The sequence below is a fragment of the Bradyrhizobium sp. genome (assembly GCF_022844465.1).
In the GTDB taxonomy this organism is placed as follows: domain Bacteria; phylum Pseudomonadota; class Alphaproteobacteria; order Rhizobiales; family Xanthobacteraceae; genus Bradyrhizobium.
Genome location: NZ_JALHLP010000001.1, coordinates 1,208,434 through 1,235,361 on the forward strand (window position 1 = coordinate 1,208,434; position 26,928 = coordinate 1,235,361).

A 26,928-nucleotide genomic window follows, 5' to 3' on the forward strand; every position below is an offset into this window, starting at 1 on the left:
TTCAGGAATGCGCTTCGCGCCGGACCTTCTCAAGGGTCAGATCGCGCTCGTCACCGGCGGCGGCACGGGAATGGGCCGCGCCACTGCCATCGAGATGGCGTGCTGCGGCGCCCGCATCGCCGTTCTCGGTCGCCGCATCGATCCGATAGAGAGCACCGCAAAGCTAATCCGCGATGCAGGTGGCGAGGCATTTGCCGTATCGGCGGACATTCGCGAACCCGACCTGATCGAACGCGCGATGGAGAAGATCAAGACCGAGTTCGGCGGGCTCAACATCCTCGTCAACAATGCCGGTGGACAATTCGTGACGCCAGCCCGCGAACTCAGCAACAAGGGCTTTGAGACTGTAATCCGCAATAACCTGATCGGCTCCTGGCATGTCACCAAGGCTGCCGCGGACCATTTCATGTTCGCGCATGGGGGATCGATTGTGTTCGTAACCGCCTGTGTCCGCAGCGGCCTTGGCGGCTTCGTGCATACCGCGGCGGCGCGCGGCGGCGTTACTGCGATGATGCGAACGCTCGCCTACGAGTGGGCCGAGTTCGGTATTCGGTTGAACTGTATCGCACCCGGAACCATCAAGACCGAGGCGCTTGGGCGCTATCCGATACCGCCGGAAGACTGGGTCAGGCTTAACCGTAACATGCTGGGACGCATGGGCAGCGTCGAGGATATTTCGGCAGCGATCATTTTTCTGTCCTCGCCGCTCGGTAAATTCGTCACCGGCGAGGACTGGTACATCGACGGCGGCGAGACGCTACACCTCGCCCACGACGCCCGCGACATGATCGACGCCGTCAAGTTTGCCAAGCGCGAACGCGGCGATTCAGATCGTAGCGGATAGTCAGAACCGCCGACGCTGTGGCGGCTCCTACCCCTTCAAAGCGCTTGCGCGATGCGCGCACCCTCTTCGACCGCGCGCATCGCGTCGAGTTCGGAAGCCTCCTTGGCGCCGCCGATGACATGCGTCTCGATTCCGGTCTTGAGCAGTTCGGCAAGCATTTCGCGGTTGGATACCTGGCCAGCACAGATCACGATCGTATCGACGGCGAGCGTACTTGGCTTGTCTTCCACCATGAAATGCAGACCTTGATCGTCGATCCGCTGATAGGTAACGCCTCCGACAATCTTGACCCCGCGCTTTTCAAGACTGCTACGCAGGATCCAACCCGTCGAGACGCCGAGACCAAGGCCAAGCCGGGTCTTCTTGCGCTGCAGCATGGTAATTTCACGCGAACTTGGCTTTGGCGCCAGCGGATCGCCTGATAGCCCTCCGGCTTTCACAAGGCTGGCATCGATGTTCCACTCCTGCTGAAACTCGCGAATATCCATCGCCCGTGACTTTGGCGATTGGTCAGGCTGCGAATGGCAAAGGTATTCGGCGACATCGAAACCGATACCGCCAGCGCCGATGATGGCGACTCGTCGCCCCGCATGGCGCTTGCCGCTCAACAGATCGTTGTAGAATACCACCTTCGAATGATCGATACCTTGAATCTCCGGCACCCGAGGGTGCACACCACAGGCGACAACGACAGCATCAAACCGCGCCTCTTTCAGGTCGCTAACCGCCGGCGCCGAGTTCAACCGGAGATCGACGCCGCCCTCGGCAATTTGGTCACTGTAATAACTCAGCATTTCGTCGAACTCGACCTTGCCCGGGATTGCTCGGGCAAGGTTGAGTTGCCCGCCTATGCGATCAGTAGCCTCAAACAAGGTTACTTTGTGCCCGCGTCGGCTGGCTTCCGCGGCCGCAGCGAGCCCCCCCGCGCCAGCGCCAATCACTGCCACCTTACGCGAGATCCGGGCCGGGCCGTCCTCAAACTCCGTCTCGCGGCAGGCGCGCGGATTAACCAGGCAACTCGCGGTCCGCCCGGAGAAGATCAGGTCAAGGCAAGCCTGATTACATGCAATGCAGACGTTGATTCTGCCGGAGTTGCCCTCCCGCACCTTCCTGGCAAAGTGCGGATCGGCCAGCATCGGGCGGGCCATCGAGATAAGATCGCTGTCCCCCGCTGCCAGAATTTCCTCGGCGACATCCGGCGTATTGATGCGATTTGACGCCACTACCGGAATCCTTACCGCCCTCTTCAGACGCGACGCCGCAAAACGCCACGCGCCGCGCGGGATGACGTAGGCTATCGTGGGAACTCGCGCCTCATGCCAGCCGATACCGGTGTTGAGAACGTCGGCGCCCGCGGCCTCAACCCGTTGGGCAAGCCGATCGATCTCCTCGCCGGTCGCGCCGCCTTCGACGAGGTCCAGCGCCGAGATTCGGTAGACAATGATGAAGTCGTCGCCGGTGGCGTTTCGCGTGCGTTTGACGAGTTCGACCGCGAGCCGGTGGCGGTTCTCCTCCGATCCACCCCACTCGTCGACACGATTGTTCGTTCGCAGCACCGTGAACTGATTGATGAGGTAACCTTCCGACCCCATGATCTCAATGCCATCGAACCCCGCCTCCTGCGCGAGCAGCGCGCAGCGCACGTAGTCCGAGATCGTCTGTTCAATCTCCGCCCCGGTCATCGCACGCGGAGGAAACCGGTTGATGCGGGTCGGGATGTCGGAAGCACCGACGCAGTCCTGTTGCTTGGAATATCGGCCCGAATGCAGCACCTGCATGCAGACTTTGCCGCCTTGCTGATGCACTGCGTCGGTGATGCGGCGAAGCTCACGAGCTTGTGCACGTTCGGTCAAGATCGGCCCCCCGGGCTCGATCAGACCTGCGGTGTTGGGCGCATAGCCACCGGTGATGATGAGTCCGACCTCCCCCTTGGCGCGCTCGGCAAGGAAAACCGCCATCTTGTGCACGCCGTTCTCCTCCATATCGAGGCGGGTGTGCATCGACCCCATGATCATGCGGTTACGCAACGTGGTTCGCCCGACCTTCAGCGGAGATAGCAGATGAGGATAGAGCGGCGTTCCTGGATCGGCTGGCTTCAGCATGGACGTGGCTCCGTGGCTGGTTGTCAAATTTCTAACAGTTGTTAGACTGAATGCAAGAACTCAAGATCACCTGGATTGGGAGAGGCCGCGATGGATTACGCACTGAGCGAGCAGCAGCAGGCTTTCCAGGAGACCGCGAGGCGGTTCGCCAAGGAAAAGCTGGCCCCCCACTATCAGAGGCGGGCAAGGGAACACCGCATCGATCGTGCCATGCTGAAACAAATGGGATCACTCGGCCTGATCGGCGCCGATCTGCCGGAACAATACGGCGGCCTTGGCGAAAGCAGCGTGACGGCAGGCGTTATTGTCGAGCAGATCGCTTATGGAGACTTCAACGCCAGCTACGTCCAACTCCTGGCGTCACTGCTCGGCGGGATGCTCGCCGAGCACGCCTCGCCCGAAATCGCCCGGGAGTGGCTACCGCAAGTGGCCCGCGGCGAGAAGATCATCGGCCTCGGCCTGACCGAGCCGCGGGGCGGTTCGGACGCTGCTAACCTCATCTTGCGAGCTGAAAAATCAGGAAATGGCTATCGCCTCAACGGTGAAAAAACCTCGATGAGCTTCTCGGATCAATGCGATGCGGCAATCATCTTCGCACGCACCGGGAAGGTTGAAGACGGTGCACGTGGCGTCAGCGCATTCTTTGTCGACCTGGCGCAGAGTGGAATCACGCGGACGCATTTTGATGACATCGGGACCAAGCCTGTCGGCCGCGGCTCGGTGTTCTTCGACGACGTCTTCATTCCGGCCGAGTGCCTGATGGCAGAGGAAAACAAGGGTTTTTCCAAGATCATGTCGGGCTTCGACTATAGCCGTGCCTTGATCGGCCTTGAGTGCATCGGACCGGCCCAGGCGTCGGTCGATGAAGCATGGCAATACTCGACGGAGAGAACCGCCTTCGAGCGGCCGATCGCGCAGTTTCAGGGCGTGAGCTTTCCGCTCGCGGAAGCCGAGACCCAGCTCACCATGATGCGGCAGCTTTGTTACTACACGCTTTCGCTAAGAGATCGCGGGCTTGCTCACACGGCGGAAGCTGCGATGTGCAAATGGTATGTTCCGAAGGTAACCTGCGAGATCATCCATCAATGCCTGCTGACCCACGGCCACTATGGTTACACCACCGATCTACCGTTTCATCAGCGTTACCTCGACGTCATGGGCCTGCAAATCGGCGACGGAACCGCACAGATTCAGAAACTTGTCATCGCACGCGAAAAGGTCGGACGTGTCGCCGTTCAATACGCCAAGCAGCCTTCCATTTCTTGACCGCAAATCAGGGAACGTAGTCGATGAACAATCCGACATCCTATGTATGGACACCTCCGCCCGAACTGATTGCTGCCAGCAACCTGACCGCTTTCCTGCGGGCGACCGGATATGACGATTACGACAGCCTCTCGATCAAGGCGGACTCCGATCCCGCATGGCTGATGGACGAGGTATTCAAATTTTGCGGCGTCAGGCTTTATCGACCTTACGACCGCATGCTGGATACGTCGCGCGGCCAGCCATGGGCGCGCTGGTGTGTCGGCGGCACCACCAACATTGTCCTGAACTGCATTGACAAGCATCGCGGCACCGACGTGTGGGACCAGACGTTTCTCGTCTGGGAGGGCGAGGACAGGCAGGAACAGCGTAGCCTCTCATATCGGGAAATCGACCTTGAAATCGAACGGCTTGCGCTCGCGTTGACAGGCCTCGGCATCGGCCGCGGCGATGTGGTCGCACTCTGCATGCCCAACGTGCCGGAAACCTTTGTCGCGTTCTTCGCGGTGTTGAAACTGGGCGCGATCCTGATGCCGCTGTTCTCAGGTTTCGGTCCGGCTCCCATCCAAACACGCCTTAACCATGGCGGGGCCAAGGCGGTCATCACGACCAGCGGGACCTGGCGGCGCGGCGCGCCGGCGGCGCTGAAATCCGTTCTCGACGTCGCGCTCGCCTCCTCCCCCACCGTGCAGCACGTGATCGTCGTCGAGCGCAAGGGCCTTCAGATCGACGTTCCGATGCGGGAGGGCCGCGATCACTGGTGGCACGATATCGTCGCCGGCAAGGATGGCGTGATCGCGACCGTCGAGATGAATGCGGAAGATCCCGCGATTCTGCTGTACACTTCGGGAACCACCGGCGAGCCGAAGGGGTGCGTTTGGACCCATATCGGCTTTATCGGCTCCATGGTCACGCGGGACATGATCATCTGCGCCGACTTTAAATCGTCGGACCGTTTTTTCTTCCTCAGTGACATGGGCTGGATGGTCGGCGCGATGTGCGCGTGCATTCCCAGTTTCGCCGGCGCCAGCCTTCTGATCGCCGAAGGCACGCCGGACTTCCCGGACACTGGACGATTCTGGCGGCTGATCCAGGAGCACCGCGTAAGTTACCTCGGGGTATCCCCCACCATCGTCCGTAGCCTGATGCGCTATGGAACACAGGATGTCGAGCGCTACGATCTCTCCAGCCTGCGCATGACCGCGTCGGGCGGCGAGGCATGGACCAACGCGCCGTGGCATTGGTTCTTCGAGCACGTCTGCAAGCGACGACTTCCAATCATCAACATTTCCGGCGGAACCGAGGTTGGAGGTTGCATCTTCACGGGAACGCCGAACCATCCCATGAACCCCGGCTCGTTTTCCCGCCCGGCGCTCGGCGTCGGCGCGGATATCGTGGACATGTCCGGCAAAAGCCTGCCGCCCGGCGAAGTCGGCGAACTGGTGCTGCGCCATGCTTCGATCGGATTGACCAAGAGCTTGTGGAAGGCCGACGCGCGCTATGTCGAAAGCTACTGGAGCACGCTTCCCGGCCTGTGGGTGCATGGCGATTTCGCCATGCGCGGCCATGATGGGCTTTACTACATTCTCGGACGCTCCGACGACACCATCAAGATCTCGGGCAAGCGTACCGGACCGTCCGAACTCGAAGGACTCTTGATCGACACCGGCAAGGTTTCCGAGGCGGCGGTGTTCGGTGTTCCGCACCCGGTAAAGGGTTCGGCGATCGTTTGCGCCTGTGTGCTCATGCCCGGCAAGAGCGTCGAGCGTGAAATTGCCAACGAGCTATCATCCGCCATCGTCAACGGCATGGGCGCATCGTATCGGCCGGAGAAGATCATTTTTGTGGATGATCTGCCTCGGACCCGCAACATGAAGATCATGCGCCGGGTGCTGCGGGCGGTTTTCGAGAACAAGGATCCCGGCGATCTTTCTGCACTCGCCAATCCCGAAGCGGTTGACAGGCTTCGCGAGAAACTCGGCGCCGCGTAAACCACGTTGGAAGGTTCGGCTCACGGCTACGGCAAGAAGGGGGCCAAGTTTAATCCAGGCCCCCTCTTCGAGAACATCATTGCGCGCAAACATCAGAGCGGGCAATCCTGCGGAAACACCGGCTTGCGCTTTTCGAGATGCGAGGCAAGTCCCTCGCGCGCCTCGGCGCCGGTGAAGCCCAAAATCTCAAGCGCGGTCGAGGTATCGAACAGCGGTCCATTGACACGCAGCCAGTTGTTGAGTGAGTACTTGGTCCAGCGGATCGCGCTCTGCGCGCCGTTGGAAAGCTCCTCGGCCGTCTCGAGCGCAATCCTCTGCAAGTCCGCGTCTTCGACGCATAGCGACACCAGACCGATCCGCTCGGCTTCCTCGCCGGACAACGGCTTGCAGGTGAGCAGATAGTATTTTGCTTTTGCAAGGCCGCACAACAGCGGCCAGATGATGCAGGCGACGTCGCCCGCCGCGACGCCAAGCCGCGTATGACCATCAACGATGCGCGCGGACTTTCCGCAAATCGAGACATCGGCCAGGATTCCAACGACAAGGCCGGCACCGACGGCGACGCCGTTGATCGCCGAGATGATCGGCTTGTTGCAATTGATGACATTATAAACGAGATCCTTGGCCTCCTTCCAGGTCGACATGCGTGCGACCGGGTTGTCCAGAATACTCTTGATCAGCTCGAAATCGCCCCCTGCCGAAAATGCCTTGCCGGCCCCGGTCACGATGATCGCGTTGATATCCGGATCGTCATTGATGTCACGCCAGATATTGGTGAGCTGGGTGTGGGTCTCGGCATCGACCGAATTGTAGGTCTCGGGTCGGTCGAATGTGAGCCGGAGAACCCGCTTGGACGGATAGTCGAGCTTCAGTTTCGTATAAGCAGCATAACGATTGGACATCGGCTTCCCTTCTGGACACTGGTTGATTTGCTGGGTCGGGCTAAGTCTTACGCGGGTCACGATGCATATCGCAATCGGAAGATCTCTCCTGCTTTCCGATACGTCCTCGCCGCGAACCCGCTATGAATTCATTCGAACAGATGTTAGAATTTTAGAGCCGACCGGGCGCCGCCGCAAGCCTGTACTTTTCAGTTGAGGCCGTCATCGGGGGCGACGAGAGCAAAACTCGGAGGATCTGCCGTGGCAGACGGAAACGAAAAAGCTCTGACAATGATGGCGGGAACAACTCTCACAGTTGGCGATCTGTTTCGCGCGAGCGCCGTGATCCGAAAATCGTCAGTCGCCATCGAATACCAGGGACGCCAAGTCAGCTATGGACAGCTCCTCGACCGGGTGAATCGTGCAACCTCGATGCTGGTGGACCAGGGTCTTCGCAGAGGCGACCGCGTGGCATTGCTTTCACGCAATCGACCCGAGTATCTCGAAGTAGAGCTGGCGGCCGCCAATCTCGGCGTCATCACGGCCTGCCTGAACTGGCGGTTGTCGCAGAAGGAGCTCGCCTATTGTATCGATTTGGTCTCGCCGAAGCTCTTGATTATTGAAGAAGAACTCGCCGGAGATTTCGAGCTTTCTCCGGCAGGAGACCCCAGGATCGTCAAGATCGGCCCACAATACGAAGATATGCTGCAAGCCCAAGACGGTCATGCGCCTCGCATTGCAGCGGAGTCCGAGGATGGGCTGGTTATCCTCTACACCAGTGGGACCACCGGCCTGCCCAAAGGGGCCGTGATTTCGCATCGAGCGATGATCACGCGGGCGCTGGTGTTCGGCTCCGAGCTGAGCATTTCGCACCGCGATGCCTTTGTGGCCTGGGCGCCGCTGTTTCACATGGCATCCACCGACCAAAGTCTGGCGACCCTGTTGCGCGGCGGAACGGTCATCGTGGTCGATGGATTCCAGGTCGAACCGCTATTGTCTGCTTTGGAGCGCCATCGGATCGGCTGGTTTGTCTTGATCCCAGGCATGATCGAAGCATTCATCGCCGGCTTCAAGGCGCAGAACCCTACCATAAAGGGCGTTGGTCTGTGCGGCGCAATGGCCGATCTGGTTCCTCCGCATGTCATCGCCGAAGTGACTAACCTGCTGCGGGCTCCCTACGTCAACAGCTTTGGTTCGACCGAGACCGGTTTGCCGCCGGCAACCAGATCGTTGATCCCGCTAGGCGAGATACCCACCAGCCTGGCGAAACAACAGAGCGCCTTCTGTGACATCAAGCTCGTCGATTCCGGCGACAATGAGGTTCCGATTGGTGCGCCGGGAGAGTTGGCCATTCGCAGCCCGACTTTGTTCTCCGGCTATTGGAAAGCCGATGAGACCAACGCACGCGACTTTCGCGGCGGGTGGTTTCACATGGGCGACGTGTTTCGACGCAACGACGACGGCTCGCTCGATTTCGTCGATCGAGCCAAGTACATGATCAAGTCCGGCGGCGAAAATGTCTATCCTGCCGAGATCGAGCGCGTCCTGATGAGTGATGCAGGGATCACCGAGGCCGCGGTCGTGCGTGTTCCCGATGCGAAATGGGGTGAAGTTCCCGTGGCATTCGTATCCCGCCGCGACACCACAGTCACCGAGGCCAGTTTGCTTGCTCTGTGCCGCCGCGATCTTGCCGGATACAAATGTCCCAGGCAGTTCCGGTTCATTGATTTTTCCGAGTTTCCGCGGTCCACCAGCGGCAAGGTTCAACGCCACGAGCTCGAAGCCAGGCTGGCGGGCGAAAGGCAACGGACAAACAGTTGATAGACACACGCCTCGCATCGCAAATTTATTAGAACGAGAACTGCTCGCGGCAGGCAAAGCAACGCAATCGGAGACGGAAACATGAATGTCGAAGAAGCTATTTTGACACGGCGCTCGGTCAGGCGATTTCTTCCCAAGCCGGTTCCAGAACAGGTCGTGCGGAAAATCATCGAGGTATCGGCACATGCGCCAAGTGGCCACAACATCCAGCCGTGGAAGGTCTACGCGGTTGCGGGCGAGTTGAGGGATCGGATCTGCGCGGAGATCCTGAACGCTGCCGAAACCGAGCCGGACAAGCATCGGCCGGAATATGAGTATTATCCAACCGAATGGCATGAGCCCTATATCGGGCGCCGGCGCGAACTCGGTTACGACCTTTACGCAAAGCTTGGCATTGCCCGCGACGACGTCGCCGCGCGCACCTCGCAGATGAACCGCAACTACCTCTTTTTCGATGCCCCGGTCGGACTTTTCGTGACGATGGACCGCCGCTTGAACACCGGCAGCTATATCGACATGGGTATGTTCTTGCAGAACATCCTGCTCGCCGCGCGCGATCATGGCCTGCACACCTGTGGCCAGGCCGCGTTCACCTGGTATCACGACATCATCCGCAAGCAACTTTCGTTTGACGACACCGAAATCCTGATTTGTGGCGTGGCGCTGGGTTACGAGGACACGGCTGCGCCCGAAAACAGGCTCGTCACCAAGCGGGTCCCAATCGATACCTACGCCAAGTTCTTCGGATTCTCCGGCAGCAGTGCCGGTGCCGCTTCGGCGCGCACGACGGCCGGAAGCTGACCTTCACGCATGACCCCTGGCGGAGACCAAATGCCTTCCATTCGTAAACAAACGCTACGCGGCAAGGTCGCGATAATCGGTATCGGAATGTCGTCGGTCGGCAAGGTACCGGGAAAGAGCCCGTTGTGGCTAGCCGCTGACGCCGCAGGGAAAGCGCTGGCCGATGCCGGAATCGGGAAAAACGAGATCGACGGCGTGCTATCGAGCCATGCGTTCGCTTCTCCCTTCCATCGCTTCAGCGTCGCATTCAGCGAGTATTTCGGTATTCAGCCAACCTTTTCCAACACGCTTCAGGTGTCTGGCGCCACCGCGGCGACGATGTTCAATATCGGCGCGGCCGCCATTCACAGCGGCCTCGCCGAGGTCGTCCTCGTGGTCGGCGGCGACAGCCTGCTGACCGGCCTGACGCCCGATCTGGCGCTGCGTTCGATGACGGAAAGCCGCGATCAGCAGTATGAAATGCCGTTCGGCATTCCGGTTGCGAATACCTTTGCCATGACGGCACACCGGCATATGAAGGATTTCGGTACCACATCGGAACAGTTGGCCGAAGTCGCCGTGGTCCAGCGCCGTCATGCGATGCGTACCCCCGGCGCGCAGCAGACTACCCCGATCACGGTGGACGAAGTGCTGAACTCGGGCATGGTGACGACACCGTATCACAAGCTTGATTGCTCGCTGATCTCGGATGGTGGCGCGGCATTCATCCTGACATCGGCCGAACATGCCAAGGCGCTCGGCATCAAAAACCCGATCTACATCCTCGGCGGCGGCGAGTGTTACACCCACGAACATATCTTCCTGATGCCGTCGCTGACGACCACCGGCGCAGTCGAGTCAAGCCGCAGGGCTTACGACATGGCGGGGTATGGCCCGAAAGATATGGACCTTGCCGGCGTATACGACTGTTTCACCGGTACCGTTATCATGATGCTGGAAGATCTCGGTTTCTGCCCCAAGGGCGAGGGCGGCCGCTTCGTCGAGGACGGGCAGATGACCTATGGCGGCCAAATTCCGTCAAATACCCATGGCGGGTTGTTGTCATTCGCGCATTCAGGAATCCCTGGATCGCTGTTTCATTTTCATGAGGTAATCGCGCAACTGCGGGGTCAGTGTGGCCCGCGTCAGGTACCGGACGCCCAGCTCGGACTGGTCCACAGCCTAGGCGCCGGTTTTGCAACCAACGCCACCACCATCCTGGGGACGGAGAACACGCTGTGATCTCGCCTGAGGACGCCATGAAGAAACCGATGCCCGCGCCCGACGCAGATTCTGCAGCCTTCTGGCGCGGCATGCGCGACGGCGCATTGCTGCTTCAGCACTGCGGCGATTGCGGCAATGTGCAATATTATCAGCAGGCGATGTGTCGTCAATGCGGCGGCGAAGATCTCGCGCATCGAGCGGCCAGCGGGCGCGGGAGGGTGCATTCCTTCAGCGTTGTGCATCGCGCGCCAGGGCCAGCCTTCAAGGCCGACATTCCCTATGCTGTTCTGCTCGTCGACCTTGAAGAAGGACCGCGGATGATCAGTACCTATACAGGCGGCAAGCCCGAGGATGTCGTGTTCGACATGGAGGTCATGCTCGTCTGCGAAAAGGTCAATGACGAGATCACACTGCCCCGCTTCAGGAAGGCCTGACTTGAGACCCCCATTGGCTACATCCGGAATGCGCCGAACTTCGTTCTCTTTGCGGGCGTCCGCCCGGCGAGATCCAGCAGCAGCGCCATGACGTCGCGGGTCTCGACCGGGTCGATTACCATGTCGCACCATAGATTGCGGGCAAAATTGTAGGGATCCGCGAACGACTCGAAATCCCTGCGGATGGGTTGCTTGAATTCCTCGCGCTGCTCGTCGGTCCAGGAGGTGCCCTCGCGCTGGTGAATGTTGTCGCGCACCATCGCGAGCGTTGTCGCCGCCTGCTCCGGTCCCATCAGAGCGGCGTGGGCGCTCGGCCACATCAGCGTGGCGTTCGGTTTGAACGCGCGGCCAAGCATTGCGAAATAGGCCGCCGCATATGAGCCGCCGGTAATAATGGTGTATTTCGGCACGTCGGCGCACGCCATCGCAGTCATGAACTTGGCGCCATGCTTGGCGATGCCCTGCCGCTCGACGGCGGACCCGACCATAAAGCCGGAGACATCAACCAGGAACAGGAGCGGGATATCGCGCTTGCAGCATAATTGGATGAAGTGCGCGCCCTTGATCGCGCTTTCCGAGAACAGCACACCGTCGTTGGCCAGAATGCCGATCTCAAAGCCATTGATGCGGGCGAATCCGCACATCATGGTTTCGCCGTGAAGATGCTTGAACTCCTGAAAGCGGCTGCCGTCGATGAGACGTGCGACGATCTCCCGGTTGTCCGTCGGGATGCGCCGGTTGGCGCTGACGATTCCATAGATTTCCTCGATCGCATGGCAAGGCGGCTCACCCAGCTCGACCGTCCAGCGCAATCGCGGCGGCTCTCCCAGGTTGGCGACGATGTCGCGCACGATCGCCAGCGCGTGGCTGTCATTCTCGGCGATATGGTCGGTGACGCCGCTGATCCGGCTGTGCATCTGTGCGCCGCCGAGCGGTTCGACCTCGATGATCTCACCGGTCGCGGCAAATACCAGTTGCGGGCTGCCGAGAAACATCGCGCCCTGATTGCGCACGATCACCACCTCGTCACAGAGCGCCGGAATATACGCGCCACCGGCGGTTGACGGGCCGTGAACGACGGCGATCTGGGCGATGTTCTCGGCCGACATCTTGACCTGATTGTACATGATCGATCCGGCCTGCCCTTCGTCAGGAAAGATATTGGCGATATCCGGCAGGAAGCCACCGCCTGACTGCACCAAGGTGATGCAGGGCAGCCGGTGTTGCCAGGCAAACAACTGGGCGCGGGTATGCTTTTTCGTTGTCATGCCGAACAGCGTTCCGCCCTTCACGGTGGCGTCGTTAGCGATAAGCATGCAACTGCGCCCGCAAACCTGTCCGACGCCCGTGATGATTGTCGCACCCGGCGGCACGCCGTCGTACATCCCCTCGCCCGCCAAGTGACCGAACTCGAGAAACGGCGAACCGGGATCGATCAGCGCCGTGATGCGTTCGCGCGGCAGCAGCTGTCCGCGCGATTTGTGCAAGGCGCGGGCCTTGGTGGAACCGCCTTGGCTGGCGTCCATCCGGCGCTTCTGGAGATCGGCGATCCGTTCCAGATAATGCGCGCGATTGAGCTTGAACTCGTCCGACCCGGTCGCGACAGTGGATTTCATCGCGGTCAATTCGCCGCCCCCCAAGAACCTGAACCCAACAGGAAATACAGGCTTGATCGCCTTTGACATTTTCTAACATTCGTTCGTTTTCGAACGATTGTTAGGTTGAAATCCTAAGCGCTTCTGCCTAAAGATAGCAAGCAATTGGTGCCGCCGACTTCAGCCGGCTGCCTCGCAAACGACAAACTCGACGGCGTTCCCGAGAAAGCTTCCGGTTCTCACCTTAGAAATAACGCAGGTTTCGGCCGGCGGCGGAGTTCCGACATGGACTTTGATCTCACGCACGAGCAACGGCAGATTTACGAATACGGCGACATGGTCGCCAAGCAATTCGACCGTAAGTACTGGATGGATTGCGCCGACAAGCACGTATTCCCTCACGCCCTCTACAGCAGGGTTGCGGAGGATGGCTTCGTCGGAACCATGGTGCCCGAGGAGTATGGCGGCTCCGGGCAAGGCATGGTCGAGATGCACCTGTTCCTCGAAGGACTATCGAACAACGGCATTCCGCTGCTCAATCTTGTCGTGGGCGCCGCGATGAGCTTGGGATTCATGGCCAAGTACGGCAGTGAGGCGCAGAAGATGCGCTATCTGCCCGACGCCTGCGCCGGCAAGACGCGCTTTTGCTTCGCCATCACCGAGCCCGACGCTGGAACCAATACGATACGTACTTCCACAATGGCGAAGAAGCGAGGCAATCGCTACGCGCTGAGCGGCCAGAAGACGTTTATCACCGACGCCGACGGCGCGGACTACGCCCTGGTGGTGACGCGGACGACGCCTCATACGGAGGTTCAGAAAAAGACCGACGGCTTCACCCTGTTTGTGGTCGACCTGAAGGCCAAGGGGGTGGCGAAGCAATACATACCGGTGAGCATCCCGGCGCCGGAAACGCAGTGGCAAATATTCTTCGACGAAGTCGATCTTGGGCCAGAGGACATTGTCGGCGAAGTCGACAAGGGATTCGGCATTCTGTTCAAAAGCCTCAATCCTGAACGCATTCTCGTCGGTTCGATTTCCTGCGGTCTAGGCCGCTATGCCCTCAACCGCGCGGTCGAGTACGCGAAGGAGCGGCGCGTTTTCAACAACGTGCCGATCGGTTCCTATCAGGGCTTGCAGCATCCGTTGGCCAGCGCCCGCACCGACGTCGAGCTGGCTTCTCTGATGACGCTGAAAGCTGCCTGGATCTTCGATCAGGGCCGCGAAGCCGGCGAATTCTCCAATATGGCCAAGCTTGCCGCCGCCGACGCCGGCATCAAGGCCGTGGATACTGCGCTGCAATGCTTCGGCGGCAACGGGTTCACCAAGGAGTATGGCATCTTCGATATCTACCCGCTGGTGCGGCTATTGAAGACCGCCCCGCTCAATCGCGAAATGATCCTCAACTACATCGGCGAACACGTGATGGGTCTGCCCCGCAGTTACTAGGGCACGGCCCGGAACGAGATCGCTTTCAAGGAACAAGGTCGTCTGCAATGGCTCTCATGAAGTCCGACGTTTCAGCTGCGAGCGAAGAGTATCGCCGCAACCGCGACGCGTACAGCTTGAGAATCGCCGATCTGCACGGCCGCCGATCAGCCGCCATGGTCGGCGGCCCGGAACGGGCTCGGCAACTGCACAAGGAACGCAAACAACTGCTGCCGCGCGAACGGATCGCTGCGCTCCTCGATCCCGGCTCGCCGTTCCTCGAACTTTGCCAGCTCGCGGGCGAAGGCATGTATGACGGCGTGCCGCCCGGCGGCAGCATTATCACCGGGGTAGGAATCGTGTCGGGCCGCGCCTGCATGATCATCGCCAACGACGCCACGGTGAAAGGCGGTACCTACTACGGTATCACCTGCAAAAAGCACGTCCGCGCGCAGAAATTCGCATGGCAACATCGCCTGCCCTGCATCACCATGGTGCAGTCCGGCGGCGCCAACCTCCCGGACCAACCCAACATCTTTCCCGACGACGGACAGTTCGGCTCGATCTTCTACAACCAGATCCGGATGTCGAGCGAGGGAATTGCGCAGATCGCAATTGTGCACGGGCCCTCGACCGCCGGCGGCGCCTACATGCCGGCGCTCTGCGATGAAACCGTCATCATCCGCAATCAGGGCGCCATGTTCCTGGGTGGACCGCAACTGGTCTATGCGGCGACCAGGGAAGAGGTCGGCGTGGAAGCGCTCGGCGGCGGCGAAATGCACAGCCGCGTCAGCGGCGTTACCGACCATCTGGCGGAAAGCGACAGCCACGCGATCGCGATTACCCGCGATATCGTCGCCCATCTCGGCGACACTCCCGCACAACGCTGGAACGTGGCGCCGGCGCGTGAGCCGCGCTTCGACCCCGGAGACATTTACGGGCTGATCAGCGCGGATCCGCGCATTCCCAACAACAATCGGGAGATTGTCGCGCGTCTTGTCGACGGCAGCGAGTTTCACGAATTCAAGCCGCTATACGGCGAGACGTTGATCACCGGCTTCGCCCGCATCATGGGCTTCGAGATCGGGATTGTCTGCAACAACGGCGTGCTGTTTTCCGAATGCGCGCTGAAGGCGACCCACTTCATCGACCTCTGCTGCAAGCGCAACATCCCGCTGCTGTTCATGGCCGATGTCACCGGCTTCATGGTCGGGCGCGAGGCGGAAGAAGGCGGCATCGCCAAGCACGGCGCCAAGATGATCACGGCGATGGCCAGCGCCAACGTGCCGAAATACACCCTGATCATCGGTAATTCCTACGGTGCCGGCTATCTGGCGATGTGTGGCCGCGCCTTCAAGCCGCATGCGATGATGATGTGGCCGCACGGGCGCTCCGCGATCATGGGGCCGGATCAGGCGGCCAATACGCTTGCGATGGTTCGGGACGATATCCACAAGCGCGACGGCACGAACTGGACCGACGAAGAGCGCGAGGCCTATCGCGCGCCGGTGCGCAAGACATTCGAGGATTTCGCAAACGCCTACAATTTCGCGCGCAACACCTGGTGCGACATGGTGATCGATCCGCTCGAGACCCGCCACGTAATAGCCCTCTTGCTCGATTTGGCCGGCCGGCTGCCGCAGCAGGAAACCGACTTCGGCGTATTCAGGATGTGATGGCAGAGGATATCGTTCGGTGTTCAAGAAAATTCTAATTGCCAATCGCGGCGAGATTGCCTGCCGGATCGCGCGCACCTGCCATCGGCTCGGAATCGCAGTGGCTGGCATTCACTCCACCGCCGACGCCGACGCCTTGCATGTGAAGGTGATCGGCGAATCCATCGAGATCGGGAGCGCCGCCGCCTCCGACAGTTACCTGCGGATCGATGCGGTCATATCAGCGGCGAAAACAACCGGCGCGCAGGCCATCCATCCCGGCTTCGGATTTCTGGCCGAGAACGCCACGTTCGCCCGCGCCGTCGAGGCCGCCGGCCTGGTCTTCATTGGGCCGACGCCCGACGTGATCAAACGGCTCGGCGACAAAGCGTCCGCAAAGCAGGAGGCCGAAGCGGCCAATGTGCCTATTGTCCCTGGTAGCAAGACGCCCAGTGAAGATGCCGCCGAGATCGCGCGGATCGTCCGGGAGATCAGACTTCCAGTGATGCTGAAAGCAGCGGCTGGCGGCGGCGGCAAGGGAATGCGCGCCGTTTCCAATCTCGATGGCCTCGACAATGAGATCGAATCGGCCATGCGCGAGGCGAAGAATTCGTTCGGCTATCCCGGGCTGATCGTCGAAAAGCTGGTCGAACGCGGGCGCCATATCGAAGTGCAGATCGCCGGCGATGGCAAGGGCGGCGTGGTCCACCTGTTCGAGCGTGAATGTTCGCTGCAACGCCGTCATCAGAAGCTTGTCGAGGAAGCCCCTGCCGCAAACCTCGCCGCGACGCTGCGTGACAGGATGGCGGCCGACGCGGTGCGGCTCGGCAAGCGGCTCAACTATCGTGGGGTCGGCACGGTCGAATTCATCCTGAGCGGAGACACCTACTACTTCCTGGAAGTCAATCCGCGTCTCCAGGTCGAGCACCCCGTGACCGAGATGGTAACCGGCATCGATATCGTCGAATTGATGATCCGCATCGCCGCCGGAGAAGGTTTACCGTTTGCGCAGGACGCCGTGACATGTCGCGGGCATGCCGTCGAAGTTCGTATCTGCGCGGAGGACCCAGCAAACAGCTTTCTCCCCTGCACGGGGGAGCTCGCCTACGTCAGATTTCCTGCCGACGGCGTTCGCGTCGAAACCGGCGTCGAAACCGGCTCGGTCGTCACGCCGTACTACGATTCGATGCTGGCGAAACTCATCACCCATGCCGAAACTCGCGATGAGGCGCTTGACAAACTCGACCGGGCTCTTGACGAGACCTCGATCTTCGGAGTTACGACCAATCAGGGATTACTCAAGCGCTTGCTCGCCCTTCCGGCGACACGCACCGCCACCTTCTACACCCACCTGATCGACGAGAAAATCGACCAGTTGGTCGACAGAGGAACGGATTTCGACGCCGAGGCGTTGGCGTTGGGCGCCTACTTCTGGATGATCCGGCAACGACGGCCTCTTGCAAGCGGGCCGTGGCAGTCGCGCGAAATGACTGGATGGCACATGGCCGCAGGTGGCGACGGACTGTCACCGATTCCGATCCTGCACCTCGAAACCGCTGGCGCGAGCGCGGAGATTCGATTCGCGCCGCTCGAGGCCGACGGCTCGATGATTGTCGGCATCAACGATGAAAGGGTATCCGTCAGACTCATCCCGATCAAAGACGACACCTTCACAGCGATTGTCGGCGCGCGGCGTGAGACGGTGCGCATTCATCAGCAAAACCAAACGATCTTCGTCCACGACCGCCGCGGCGTCCAACCGCTGACGGCTATTCCCTATCTGACTTACATCAGCGCCGTCGCCGAAACCAGCGGCGAACTGCGTGCGCCCATGATGGGCATGATCCTGAAGGTGAACGTCGCAGTTGGCGATAAGATCAAGGCCGGGGATGTCGCGGCCGTGCTGGAGTCGATGAAGATGGAGTTAAGGATCAATTGCGAAACCGATGGTGTGGTCACCGCCGTCAACTGCCGACCTGGCGAAACCGTCGAGCGCAACGCGGTTGTCGTGGTGGTGGAGCCGGTGCAGCAACCATAATTCAACGACGGAACAGGGAGCGGCGAACATGGATTTTAATCTGAAGGGCAAATCGGTCGTCGTCACTGGCGGCGGTTCCAACATCGGCCGGGCCATCGTGCTCGCATTTGCGGTCGAGGGCGCCAACATCACGATTGGCGATCTCGACCAGGCGCAAGCCGAAAAGGTTGCCGAACTTGCGCGGAAGAACGGCGCTGCCAGCGTTCAGGTATTCAAGACCGACGTAACCGACTTCGGTCAGGTCAAAGCCATGTTCGACGCGGCTACCGCCAGGCATGGCACCGTTGACGTGCTCGTCAATAACGTCGGGTGGGATCAACTGATGTTCTTTACGCAGACTACGCCCGAATTCTGGGACAAGATCATCAAGATCAACTATGTCGGCGTGCTCAATTGCACCAAATGCGCGCTTGATGTCATGATTCCGAAGGGCGCCGGCGCTATCGTCTCGATCAGTTCCGACGCAAGCCGCTCGGGAGAGCCGCGCGAAGCGGTCTATGGCGGCGTCAAGGCCGCCGTTAACTCCTTCATGAAGACCATTGCCAAAGAGAACGGCCGCTACGGCATCCGCTGCAACGTCGTCTGTCCCGGCGTCACCGTTCCCGTGGATGCGGAGGAAGTTGGCACCAACAGCATGTGGACAAAGCCGGACTCGATGTTCACGGCGGAGCAATTCGAGAAGGTCGCCAAGGCGCTGCCGCTGCGCAAGCTGGGCCGCCCGAACGATATCGCCAACGCCGTGGTGTTTCTCTCGTCCGCCGCCGCAGGTCATGTCACCGGCCAGGTGCTGTCGGTTTCAGGCGGATACACCATGATCGGCTGACGTCGGCCGTCAGTTTCGCCAGAACAAAATGCGCGAATGCATTCCTTGAGAGGCGCAAGCCGGATTTCACTGCATTTCGCTAACGACATGGTGCCATAGCGCAAGGGAGACTGCGATGAGACTGGGCAGCGTCAACTATGAAACCAAAGGGAAGATCGCCATCCTTACGCTGGATGAGCCAGGCAAGCTCAATGCGCTCAGCACAGGCATCCGCGAGGGCATTCTCGATGGTCTGAATCGTGTGGATGCAGACGACAACGTCCGCGTCGCCATCATCACCGGCAACGGGGACAAGGCATTTTGCGCTGGCGCCGATATCAGCGGCTTCAACTTTGATCCGGACAAAGTACGCAAGTTCATGATCGAGGCTCTAGAAGTACTTGCGGCACCAGAAAACTGCCGCAAACCCGTAATCTCCGCCGTCAATGGCATTGCGTTTGGCGGCGGCTTTGAACTTGCGATCGCCTCGGACTTTGTTATCGCATCTGATCGCGCACGCTTCGCGGTACCGGAGATCAAGCTCGGACTACTGCCCGGTTTTGCGATCGTGCGCCTGCATGATATGGTCGGCCGCGCCAAGGCCAAAGAAATGAGTATTCTCGGCGATCCAATCGGCGCGGATGAGGCATTCAGACTAGGCCTCGTACTACGGGTGGTTCCTCACGGCGATCTGCTCACGGACGCCCTGGCATTTGCCGAACGAATTGCATCAAAACCAAAGCTTGCGGTGCAGATGGCCAAATCGTTTTACAACCGCGGCCTCGGTGGCGATGAGATACGGCACGCCATCGATGGCTTTCCGCTCCTGTTCATGCATCGGGACGCACAGGAAGGCATCGCGGCGTTTCTCGAAAAACGCGAACCAAAATTCGAGAGCTGATAAAGTACACCGTGCGTGACAGCTTCGAAAACACCCTTCGAGTAGAGCACCTTGTGGTAGGTGGATCGAGCACAGTATCGAGGAATCGATGTCCCTGAAAGAATTTACTTTCATCGACGTGTACCGCCGTAATGCGGAGTTTTTTCCCAACCGCACCGCATTCGTTTTTGAAGGCCAGCGCATCACCCATCGCGAGTACCTGAAAAGGATCGAGCGGCTGGCGGCGGGCCTGGCACGCGAGGGCGTAAAATCCGGTGACCGCGTCGCCATCCTTTCGCAAAACTCGCTCGAAATGATTGATCTGATCGGAGCGGTCGCGCGGCTCGGCGCGATTTTGCTGCCGGTTAATTTCCGGCTCAACGCCGAAGAAATCGGCTACGTCCTCGCTGATGGTGCGCCGGTGCTGGTTGTGGCGGGGGCAGAATACCAGGAAATTATTGCGGCTCTGAAAGTGTCGCTACCTTCGGTCCGGAGCTATTTTGGCATCGGCAAGCACGCGGCGCCGTTTGCGCCGTTCGCAAATCTTGCGGCTTCGGACGCGTCGATGTCTGACGTGAACTTCAGCGCCGATGATGGCTTCGTAATCATTCACACCGCCGCCGTCGGTGGGCGGCCGCGCGGCGCGCTGTTGTCGCAAACCAACCTTCTAACGGCGCAGAGCTCGCTGATGCAGGCCTGGAGCCTGACCGAGCGTGACGTCAATCTTGGTGTGCTGCCGCTGTTCCACGTCGCCGGCCTTGGCCTGATGCTGACGGTGCAGCAGGCTGGCGGCGCCAGCGTCATCGCTTCGAAATTCGACCCGCAACAGGCGGTTCGCGACATTGCCGCCGAGAGGGTGACCGTCATGTCGGAATTCGCGCCGATGCTGGCGAGCCTGATGGATCAGGCCAAGGGCGACGAATTGAAGACGTTGCGCGCGGTCACCGGACTGGATACCCCGGCGACGATTGAACGCTTCGAGAAAGCCTGCCCCCACGCGGTATTCTGGGCAGCCTTCGGCCAGTCCGAGACATCAGGCCTCGCAACGCTGTCGCCCTACCGCAACCGGCCAGGATCAGCTGGGCGCCCCCTATTCTGGCGCACCATTACGGTTGTCGACAGCACCGACAAGCCAAGGCCCACCGGACAAACCGGCGAGATCGTGGTGCGTGGTCCCACCGTTTTCAAGGGCTACTGGAACAACGACGCCGACACCGCCCTCACCTTCCGTAACGGCTGGCATCACACCGGCGACATCGGCTATTTCGATGCCGATGGCTACCTCTGGTATGCCGGCCGTGCTCCCGAGAAAGAGCTGATCAAGACGGGTGGGGAGAACGTCTACCCGGCGGAAGTCGAAAACGCGATTCGTCAGCATCCGGATATCGCCGATGTCGTGGTCATCGGCGTGCCTGACCCCCAGTGGAGCGAAGCCGTCAAAGCGATCTGCGTGCGCCGAACTGGCACGAATGTCACAGCCGACGAGCTGATCGACTTCGTCGCCGGAAAGATCGCACGCTACAAGAAGCCAAAGCACATTGTGTTCGTCAATCAACTGCCGAAGACCGTCAAGGGCGACATCGATCGCGCCGCTGTCAAACGCGAGAACTCTTAGAGAGGACTTAGCGGTCGCCGGGCGCTGTTTAGGGCTTCAGTGAGGAACAACTTGGGCGCGGTGGGACGATAGTTGAGGACGCTAGTGAAGAAACGGAAGATTTTTGCGGGGCTCAGGGGCACGCGATTGTAGCCAACGTGTTTAATGAGGGGTCGCCAGTTCTCACGCGTATCGTATCGCGACTTCCATGGCGACGGTCCCCTCCGGCGTCAGGGCCCACAGCTCAGCTCCCTTTCCATCGTCAACGGCGCGGCCGACGATGCTGAAGGGCGCGGTATCGAATAGTGGCGCACGGGCTCGCTGCGTAAACGACCTTAGCGTTTTTCCCGGCGAGTGATCGCGCGCAAGGTCGATCAGGCACTGCTGCGAGTAAGGCCCATGCACGACAAGGCCGGGATAACCTTCGACGCGCATCGCGTAGTCCCGGTCGTAATGGATGCGGTGCGGGTTGAACGTCAGCGCGGAATAGCGGAACAGGGAAACCGGATCCGTTGTAATCGTCCGGCGCCACGGGGTGTCGGCTGGCGGCATGTTCCTTTTCGGGGTGACGCTCTTCTCACCAGACTTCACCTCTTCGCGGAACACGGTGTGACTCTGTTCTACGATCGCGAGCCCGCGAGGCGTGAAAATGCGACGGGTCTGCGTCGCGAATATCAACGCTCCGGTACCGCCCGACCGGAGCGAGACATCGGTGAACTCCGTCTCGCGCTTGAGCGCATCGCCGACGCGGATCGGATCGTGGAAGATCAGTTCGGTTCCCGCATACATCCGCCGCGGAAACGGCATGGGCGGCAGAACGCCGCCAGAGGTCGGCAACCCATCGTCACCGAGCGTCGCCTTCGGCGACAGCGGCATGAAGTACACCAGATGCCATCCCGGCTGGATCGAGTCCCCGGGCCCTGGAATCTGGTCCTGCCGATCGAAAGTCACCGCAAGTCCGCGCAGCGGCGCCTGTGTGGCGACATCTTGCTCGACGAATTTCGTCCCGATGTGCTTGCGCAGTGCGTCGACGTCCACGTTCATCTTGATGCCGCTCCGGATGATGAGATGGTCACGAGGCGACTACACAGGCGGGAGTCACCAGATCGTGCTTAGCCTGTTCGAAAATGATACGAACCGGCAGCCCAAGTTTGACGTCCGCCTCCCTGGCGCCGCGCAGAGGGGCTTGCACCCGCACGCCCTCGTCAAGGTCGATAGTGAGCAGAATGAACGGCACTTCGAGCTTGAACCCGGGATTGAAGGCATGGTGAGTGATGGTCCAGCTGTGGACCGTTCCGCGACCAGAGGCTTCTATCCAGTTCACCTCGAACGAATAACAGACGTCACAAATCGGCCTCGGATAGTGACGGATTTTCCCGCATTGTCCACATTTCTGAAGCAGCAGCCGTCCGCTTTTCAGTCCATCCCAATAAGGCCTGGACTCATGGGTCGGCTCAGGAACGGGCTTGAGGTAGGTCTCCGCAGTCATGGCCATCATCCCCTGCGCATGATGGCGACGGATCCGTCGCCCATATCGCCATAGCCGGTCACAAGGCCGATCTCGGCTCCCCGAACCTGCGCCTTGCCAGCCTCGCCCCTGAGTTGACGCACAAGTTCAACAATGTGGTTCATTCCAACCATGTGAGCCTGAGAAAGCAGTCCGCCATGGGTGTTGATCGGTAACTTCCCGCCAAGCCGAATGGCCCCGCTCGCAACAAACGGGCCCCCCTCGCCTTTCTTGCAGAAGCCGAGGTCTTCCAGCTGACACAGAACGATGTAGGTGAAGCAGTCGTAAATCTCGGCCACGTCAATATCACCAGGCAAGACACCGGCCATGGCAAAGGCCTTCGGCGCAGCCTTCGCGATCCCGAGGCGCGTCATATCCGGGCGTTGCGTGATGACGCTCGGTGAATCCGGATGGCCCTCGGCGACCCCCATGACGTAGACCGGCGGCTTGCGAAGGTCCCTTGCCCGGTCCGCACCACTGACAATGATCGCCGCGCCGCCATCGCTTTCCAGGCTGCAATCATAGAGTCTCAAAGGATCGGAAATCATGCGCGACGCCTGGTGATCCTCAAGCGTCAGCGGCTTGGTCATCATCCCATTGCCGTTTAAAATCGCGTTGTGACGCGTAGACACCGCAATTTCGCCGAGCTGCGAGCTCGTCGTGCCGAACAGCTCCATGTGGCGACGGGCCATCGGCGCATAGAGCTGTGCCGGGGCGATCGCGCCGACCGGCATTTCGTGCTCACCAACAACCTTGAACTGAGGCATTTGCTGAACGCGCGTGCCGATGCGACCCGCCGACGAGCCGTTACGACCGATCGGGATCAGCACGTTGCTGCACACGCCGCCGCTGATCGCGAGCAGCGCGCATTGGATCGCCGCGACGCAGCTGGCTCCGCCAAGCGGCGCGGTGGCCGAAAAACGCAGGTCCGATATGCCGAAATTCGTGACGAAGTCTTCGGCGACGACCGGCGAGTTCGAGTATGGAATAATGCCGTCGATTTCCTTGGGACTGAGCCCCGCATCCGCAATCGCGTTCAACGAAGCCTCGAGCTGTAGCGCAAGGACGCTCTTGCCCGACATGCGCGTGTACGCGGTCTCTCCCACGCCCGTGATGGCAGCCTTTTCTTTCAGTGACATCAGGCAAAGCTCCCACGGGAGGCTCGCAACGCCTGAACGATTCTCCTGACAAAGGAGCAATCGTTCACGCTTTCTACTTGACGCCGGCCGCCCAAGGCACGACTATTTCGAACAGATGTTAGATTTAATCCGCAGCGCGGTCAACCGACCGTGGCTCGTCCTTTGCGTGTAGAGCAACAGGCAAAAGCCGCACCTGGGAAACGGCATCTCTATGGACCTCCGCTACAGCGCACAACATCGCGCACTCCAGGAAGAAGCGCGCACCTTCATCCAGAAACATCGCCACCTTTCCCCAAAGACGGGGGGCGGGCGGAAGCGGCCCGACGCGCGAGCCCTGGATTGGCAGAAGCTTCTGCTGGAGCGCGGCTATTTCGCCCGCAACATTCCCCGTGAATATGGCGGCTTCGGCCGGCCGGTCGACATCATGGAATTGGCGATCATCGCCGAAGAATTCTCGAACGCGGGCGTTTCTCCGGGCATCATGAACCAGGGTATTTCCATGCTGGTGCCGACATTGCTCGAGGTCGGAACGAAGGAGCAGTGCGTCCGATGGATCGGGCCGACCATCCGCGGCGACATCATCTGGTGCCAGGGCTATTCGGAGCCGGGTTCGGGCTCCGACCTTGCCGCCGCCAAGACCTCCGCCCGGGTCGAGGCCGGCCAGTTTGTCATCAATGGCCAGAAGATCTGGACCAGTTCCGCCCACTACGCCGACATGATGTTTCTTCTCTGCCGTACTGAGTTCGACAAGAGCAAGCACGATGGACTGTCCTACCTTCTTGTCCCCATGAATGCGCCTGGCATTGAGGTGCGCCCATTGGTCACGATGACCGGTCGCGCCGAGTTCAACGAGACGTTCTTTACGGATGTCCGCGTACCAACCGACCAGATTGTGATGGGACGCGGCGACGGCTGGCATGTCGCCAATGTCACCTTGAAGTACGAACGGATGCTGCTCGGCGACGCCAACAAGCTGACCTACCGTCTGGCGAGAGCTGTCGAACTGATGAAGAAAACGACGCTCGATGGCTGCCGGTTCATCGACATCCCCGAATATCGCGAACGATTGCTGAAACTGCAGGGCGAGGTGATGGCCTCGAAATACCACGGTCTTCGATTAATGACCGAGCAGGCGAAGGGAGAGGATTCGGGGGTCAAGCGCCTGATCGTCAAGTTGAACGGGACGATGATTGCATATCGGCTGTCATCGCTGGTCGTCGACGTACTCGGCGCGGCGGGACTCGCTTACGAACCGGTCGGCGAAGCAGCGGAAGACGACGAAGCCACCACCTGGCAAATCGACAACATGTACGATATCGGCCTCATCATCGGTGGCGGCTCATCGAATATCCAGAAGAACATCATCGGCGAGCGCGGCCTGGGCCTGCCGCGCGAGCCGAAATCCGCCCCACCGGCCGTCAGGGCGTGAGCATGGAATTCGGTCTCAGCGAAGAACAGGTGATGCTCGCGGAATCCCTGGGGGGCTTTCTGGCCGAGCGGCTGCCGATGGGCAAATTTCGCACCGTCGCCGAGAGCGGCTCCGGCTTCGACGGTGAATTGTGGTCGGGCCTCGCCGCGCAAGGCATCATGGGCATCATGGTGCCAGAGGAGTTCGGCGGCCTGGGGCTCTCGCTGCTGGATGCAGTGGTTGCCGCAGAGGCGCTCGGCTATCACGCAGCACCGACACCATTCGCAGCCGCGCTGGTCATGGCTCCCCTCGCCCTCATGGGTAGCGGCGACCGTGCCCAGCAAAAAACATGGCTGCCGCGGATCGCCAGCGGCGAAGTGCGGATCGGGCTCGGGTTTGCCGGCATGTCGGGCCAGACCGGCGAAGCCGTCGGCCGCCTCGATGGCGATCGACTGTCCGGTCGGATCACGGCCGTGCTCGATGGCGGCAGCGCGACGCATTTTATGGTCTATCTCCAGGATGGCCGCGCGGCGCTGTTCGCCGCGGCCGGGGAGCCCGGCGTCAGCGTCACCACGCACCGCAGCCTGGATCGCACACGACCGGTGACGGAGCTGGTGTTGCACGATGCGCGGGCTACGATCCTCGGCGCAGCCAACGATCCGAAGGCAGCGGCGACCGCCGTGCTCGACGCAGGTCGCGTCTTGCTAGCGGGCGACACGCTGGGGGCGGCGCAGTCCATGTTTGACAAGGCGCTGCTCTATTCCAAGGAGCGGGTTCAGTTCAATCGCGTGATCGGTTCGTTTCAAGCCGTCAAACATACGCTCGCCGACATCATCACCATCCTCGAGCCGTGCCGCTCGCTGGTCTGGTACGCGGCGCATGCGCAGGCCGGACCACCCGCGGAGGCCCGCCTCGCCGCGTTGCAGGCGAAAGCGCATCTGGGCGATGCTGGGCGCGAAATCGCGCGCCTCTCGACCGAGATCCACGGCGGCATGGGATTTACCGACCTGCTCGGCCTTCACTACTGGTTCAAGCGCATTGCCTTCAACCGGCAGTTGCTCGGCGCTCCCGAGCGCTGCAGGCACGAGGCCGCCATCGCGCAAGAGTGGGTGAGTTGAGAGATCTTCTCGTGGCACGAATATTCAGTAGCGCTAAGAATGCCTAGCGAACATAAGTTCTATAGAAGTATGCGTCGTGATCGAACGTCCGGCGTCGATCTGCAGCATATTCGACGCTGGGCAGCAGCAGATTGCGGTATTCTTAGGCGCGCAAGCGATCCGCACGGTTATCTCGCGACGCGCACTTACTGAAATCGGCCTATGACTTTCCATAGCCTTCATTCCGCGAATCCGCTCGCCCCTGAGCAGGGCCGTTTCTTTGCGCTGCTACGGGGAGAAGCCGTCAGCGGCGAGCTTCTTGAATTTCGCGAGAAGTCAAAATCCCAGTTGGCGTCGGAAATCTGGAGTATGCGATGGATTTTGCCTCAACAAGCATCCTTCCCATGCTCCTTCCCTACTTCGATTCGGACGATGAAGTTGA

General features: G+C 60.4%; 22 protein-coding genes. 16 read left to right on the forward strand and 6 right to left on the reverse strand.

Annotated features, from left to right (window positions below; genetic code table 11):
• Positions 1-7: 7 nt before the first annotated feature.
• Positions 8-844, forward strand: a complete 837-nt coding sequence (locus tag Q0D31_RS05720) for an SDR family oxidoreductase (RefSeq protein WP_291846337.1) — start codon at positions 8-10, stop codon at positions 842-844.
• Between the two features lie 35 nt (positions 845-879).
• Here the strand turns inward: Q0D31_RS05720 and Q0D31_RS05725 are convergent, their stop codons facing one another.
• A complete protein-coding gene (locus Q0D31_RS05725) occupies positions 880-2,946 on the reverse strand; it encodes an NADPH-dependent 2,4-dienoyl-CoA reductase (RefSeq protein WP_291846339.1) in 2,067 nt (688 codons plus the stop codon).
• 90 nt (positions 2,947-3,036) lie between these two features.
• Between Q0D31_RS05725 and Q0D31_RS05730 the strand changes: the two genes are divergently transcribed.
• Entirely contained in the window at positions 3,037-4,212 is a 1,176-nt protein-coding gene (locus Q0D31_RS05730; protein ID WP_291846341.1) for an acyl-CoA dehydrogenase family protein, read from the forward strand.
• Positions 4,213-4,235: 23 nt separating this feature from the next.
• Positions 4,236-6,203, forward strand: a complete 1,968-nt coding sequence (locus Q0D31_RS05735) for an AMP-binding protein (protein WP_291846343.1) — start codon at positions 4,236-4,238, stop codon at positions 6,201-6,203.
• 92 nt (positions 6,204-6,295) lie between these two features.
• Here the strand turns inward: Q0D31_RS05735 and Q0D31_RS05740 are convergent, their stop codons facing one another.
• The gene (locus Q0D31_RS05740; RefSeq protein ID WP_291846345.1) at positions 6,296-7,105 is read right to left on the reverse strand and encodes an enoyl-CoA hydratase/isomerase family protein; all 810 of its coding nucleotides are present in this window, start codon (positions 7,103-7,105) and stop codon (positions 6,296-6,298) included.
• 240 nt (positions 7,106-7,345) lie between these two features.
• Between Q0D31_RS05740 and Q0D31_RS05745 the strand changes: the two genes are divergently transcribed.
• From Q0D31_RS05745 to Q0D31_RS05760, 4 genes are all read left to right on the forward strand, one after another.
• Positions 7,346-8,905, forward strand: coding sequence for an AMP-binding protein (locus Q0D31_RS05745; RefSeq protein ID WP_291846347.1), 1,560 nt, complete (start codon positions 7,346-7,348; stop codon positions 8,903-8,905).
• 81 nt (positions 8,906-8,986) lie between these two features.
• The gene (locus Q0D31_RS05750; protein WP_291846348.1) at positions 8,987-9,706 is read left to right on the forward strand and encodes a nitroreductase; all 720 of its coding nucleotides are present in this window, start codon (positions 8,987-8,989) and stop codon (positions 9,704-9,706) included.
• A gap of 30 nt (positions 9,707-9,736) precedes the next feature.
• Positions 9,737-10,927 carry a thiolase gene (locus Q0D31_RS05755; protein WP_291846350.1) on the forward strand — a complete coding sequence of 397 codons (1,191 nt, stop codon included), beginning with the start codon at positions 9,737-9,739 and terminating at the stop codon, positions 10,925-10,927.
• A 17-nt stretch (positions 10,928-10,944) separates the two neighbouring features.
• Positions 10,945-11,343, forward strand: coding sequence for an OB-fold domain-containing protein (locus Q0D31_RS05760; RefSeq protein WP_291846352.1), 399 nt, complete (start codon positions 10,945-10,947; stop codon positions 11,341-11,343).
• 17 nt (positions 11,344-11,360) lie between these two features.
• Here Q0D31_RS05760 and Q0D31_RS05765 read toward each other — a convergent pair whose 3' ends face one another.
• Positions 11,361-12,959: a carboxyl transferase domain-containing protein gene (locus Q0D31_RS05765; RefSeq protein ID WP_291846355.1), complete on the reverse strand. Its 1,599-nt coding sequence runs from the start codon at positions 12,957-12,959 to the stop codon at positions 11,361-11,363.
• 264 nt (positions 12,960-13,223) lie between these two features.
• Between Q0D31_RS05765 and Q0D31_RS05770 the strand changes: the two genes are divergently transcribed.
• The 6 genes from Q0D31_RS05770 (at position 13,224) to Q0D31_RS05795 (ending at position 21,356) form a co-directional block, all read left to right on the forward strand.
• On the forward strand, positions 13,224-14,387 hold the full coding sequence (locus Q0D31_RS05770) for an acyl-CoA dehydrogenase family protein (RefSeq protein WP_291846357.1): 1,164 nt from the start codon (positions 13,224-13,226) through the stop codon (positions 14,385-14,387).
• 47 nt (positions 14,388-14,434) lie between these two features.
• Entirely contained in the window at positions 14,435-16,042 is a 1,608-nt protein-coding gene (locus Q0D31_RS05775; RefSeq protein WP_291846359.1) for a carboxyl transferase domain-containing protein, read from the forward strand.
• A 19-nt stretch (positions 16,043-16,061) separates the two neighbouring features.
• The gene (locus tag Q0D31_RS05780) at positions 16,062-18,059 is read left to right on the forward strand and encodes a biotin carboxylase N-terminal domain-containing protein (RefSeq protein ID WP_291846361.1); all 1,998 of its coding nucleotides are present in this window, start codon (positions 16,062-16,064) and stop codon (positions 18,057-18,059) included.
• Between the two features lie 28 nt (positions 18,060-18,087).
• Entirely contained in the window at positions 18,088-18,882 is a 795-nt protein-coding gene (locus tag Q0D31_RS05785; protein ID WP_291846363.1) for an SDR family oxidoreductase, read from the forward strand.
• Positions 18,883-18,997: 115 nt separating this feature from the next.
• A complete protein-coding gene (locus tag Q0D31_RS05790) occupies positions 18,998-19,762 on the forward strand; it encodes an enoyl-CoA hydratase/isomerase family protein (RefSeq protein WP_291846365.1) in 765 nt (254 codons plus the stop codon).
• Positions 19,763-19,850: 88 nt separating this feature from the next.
• A complete protein-coding gene (locus Q0D31_RS05795) occupies positions 19,851-21,356 on the forward strand; it encodes an AMP-binding protein (protein ID WP_291846366.1) in 1,506 nt (501 codons plus the stop codon).
• A gap of 162 nt (positions 21,357-21,518) precedes the next feature.
• Here Q0D31_RS05795 and Q0D31_RS05800 read toward each other — a convergent pair whose 3' ends face one another.
• The 3 genes from Q0D31_RS05800 to Q0D31_RS05810 are packed head-to-tail and all read right to left on the reverse strand — an operon-like array spanning position 21,519 to position 23,981.
• On the reverse strand, positions 21,519-22,379 hold the full coding sequence (locus Q0D31_RS05800; RefSeq protein ID WP_291846368.1) for a MaoC family dehydratase N-terminal domain-containing protein: 861 nt from the start codon (positions 22,377-22,379) through the stop codon (positions 21,519-21,521).
• A gap of 28 nt (positions 22,380-22,407) precedes the next feature.
• Entirely contained in the window at positions 22,408-22,824 is a 417-nt protein-coding gene (locus Q0D31_RS05805) for a Zn-ribbon domain-containing OB-fold protein (RefSeq protein WP_291846370.1), read from the reverse strand.
• 5 nt (positions 22,825-22,829) lie between these two features.
• On the reverse strand, positions 22,830-23,981 hold the full coding sequence (locus Q0D31_RS05810; protein ID WP_291846372.1) for a transporter: 1,152 nt from the start codon (positions 23,979-23,981) through the stop codon (positions 22,830-22,832).
• 211 nt (positions 23,982-24,192) lie between these two features.
• Between Q0D31_RS05810 and Q0D31_RS05815 the strand changes: the two genes are divergently transcribed.
• The 3 genes from Q0D31_RS05815 to Q0D31_RS05825 form a co-directional block, all read left to right on the forward strand.
• Positions 24,193-25,410 carry an acyl-CoA dehydrogenase family protein gene (locus Q0D31_RS05815; RefSeq protein WP_291846375.1) on the forward strand — a complete coding sequence of 406 codons (1,218 nt, stop codon included), beginning with the start codon at positions 24,193-24,195 and terminating at the stop codon, positions 25,408-25,410.
• A 29-nt stretch (positions 25,411-25,439) separates the two neighbouring features.
• On the forward strand, positions 25,440-26,507 hold the full coding sequence (locus Q0D31_RS05820) for an acyl-CoA dehydrogenase family protein (RefSeq protein ID WP_291846377.1): 1,068 nt from the start codon (positions 25,440-25,442) through the stop codon (positions 26,505-26,507).
• Between the two features lie 201 nt (positions 26,508-26,708).
• A partial coding sequence (locus tag Q0D31_RS05825) for a hypothetical protein (RefSeq protein WP_291846379.1) occupies positions 26,709-26,928 on the forward strand: 220 nt, incomplete at its 3' end.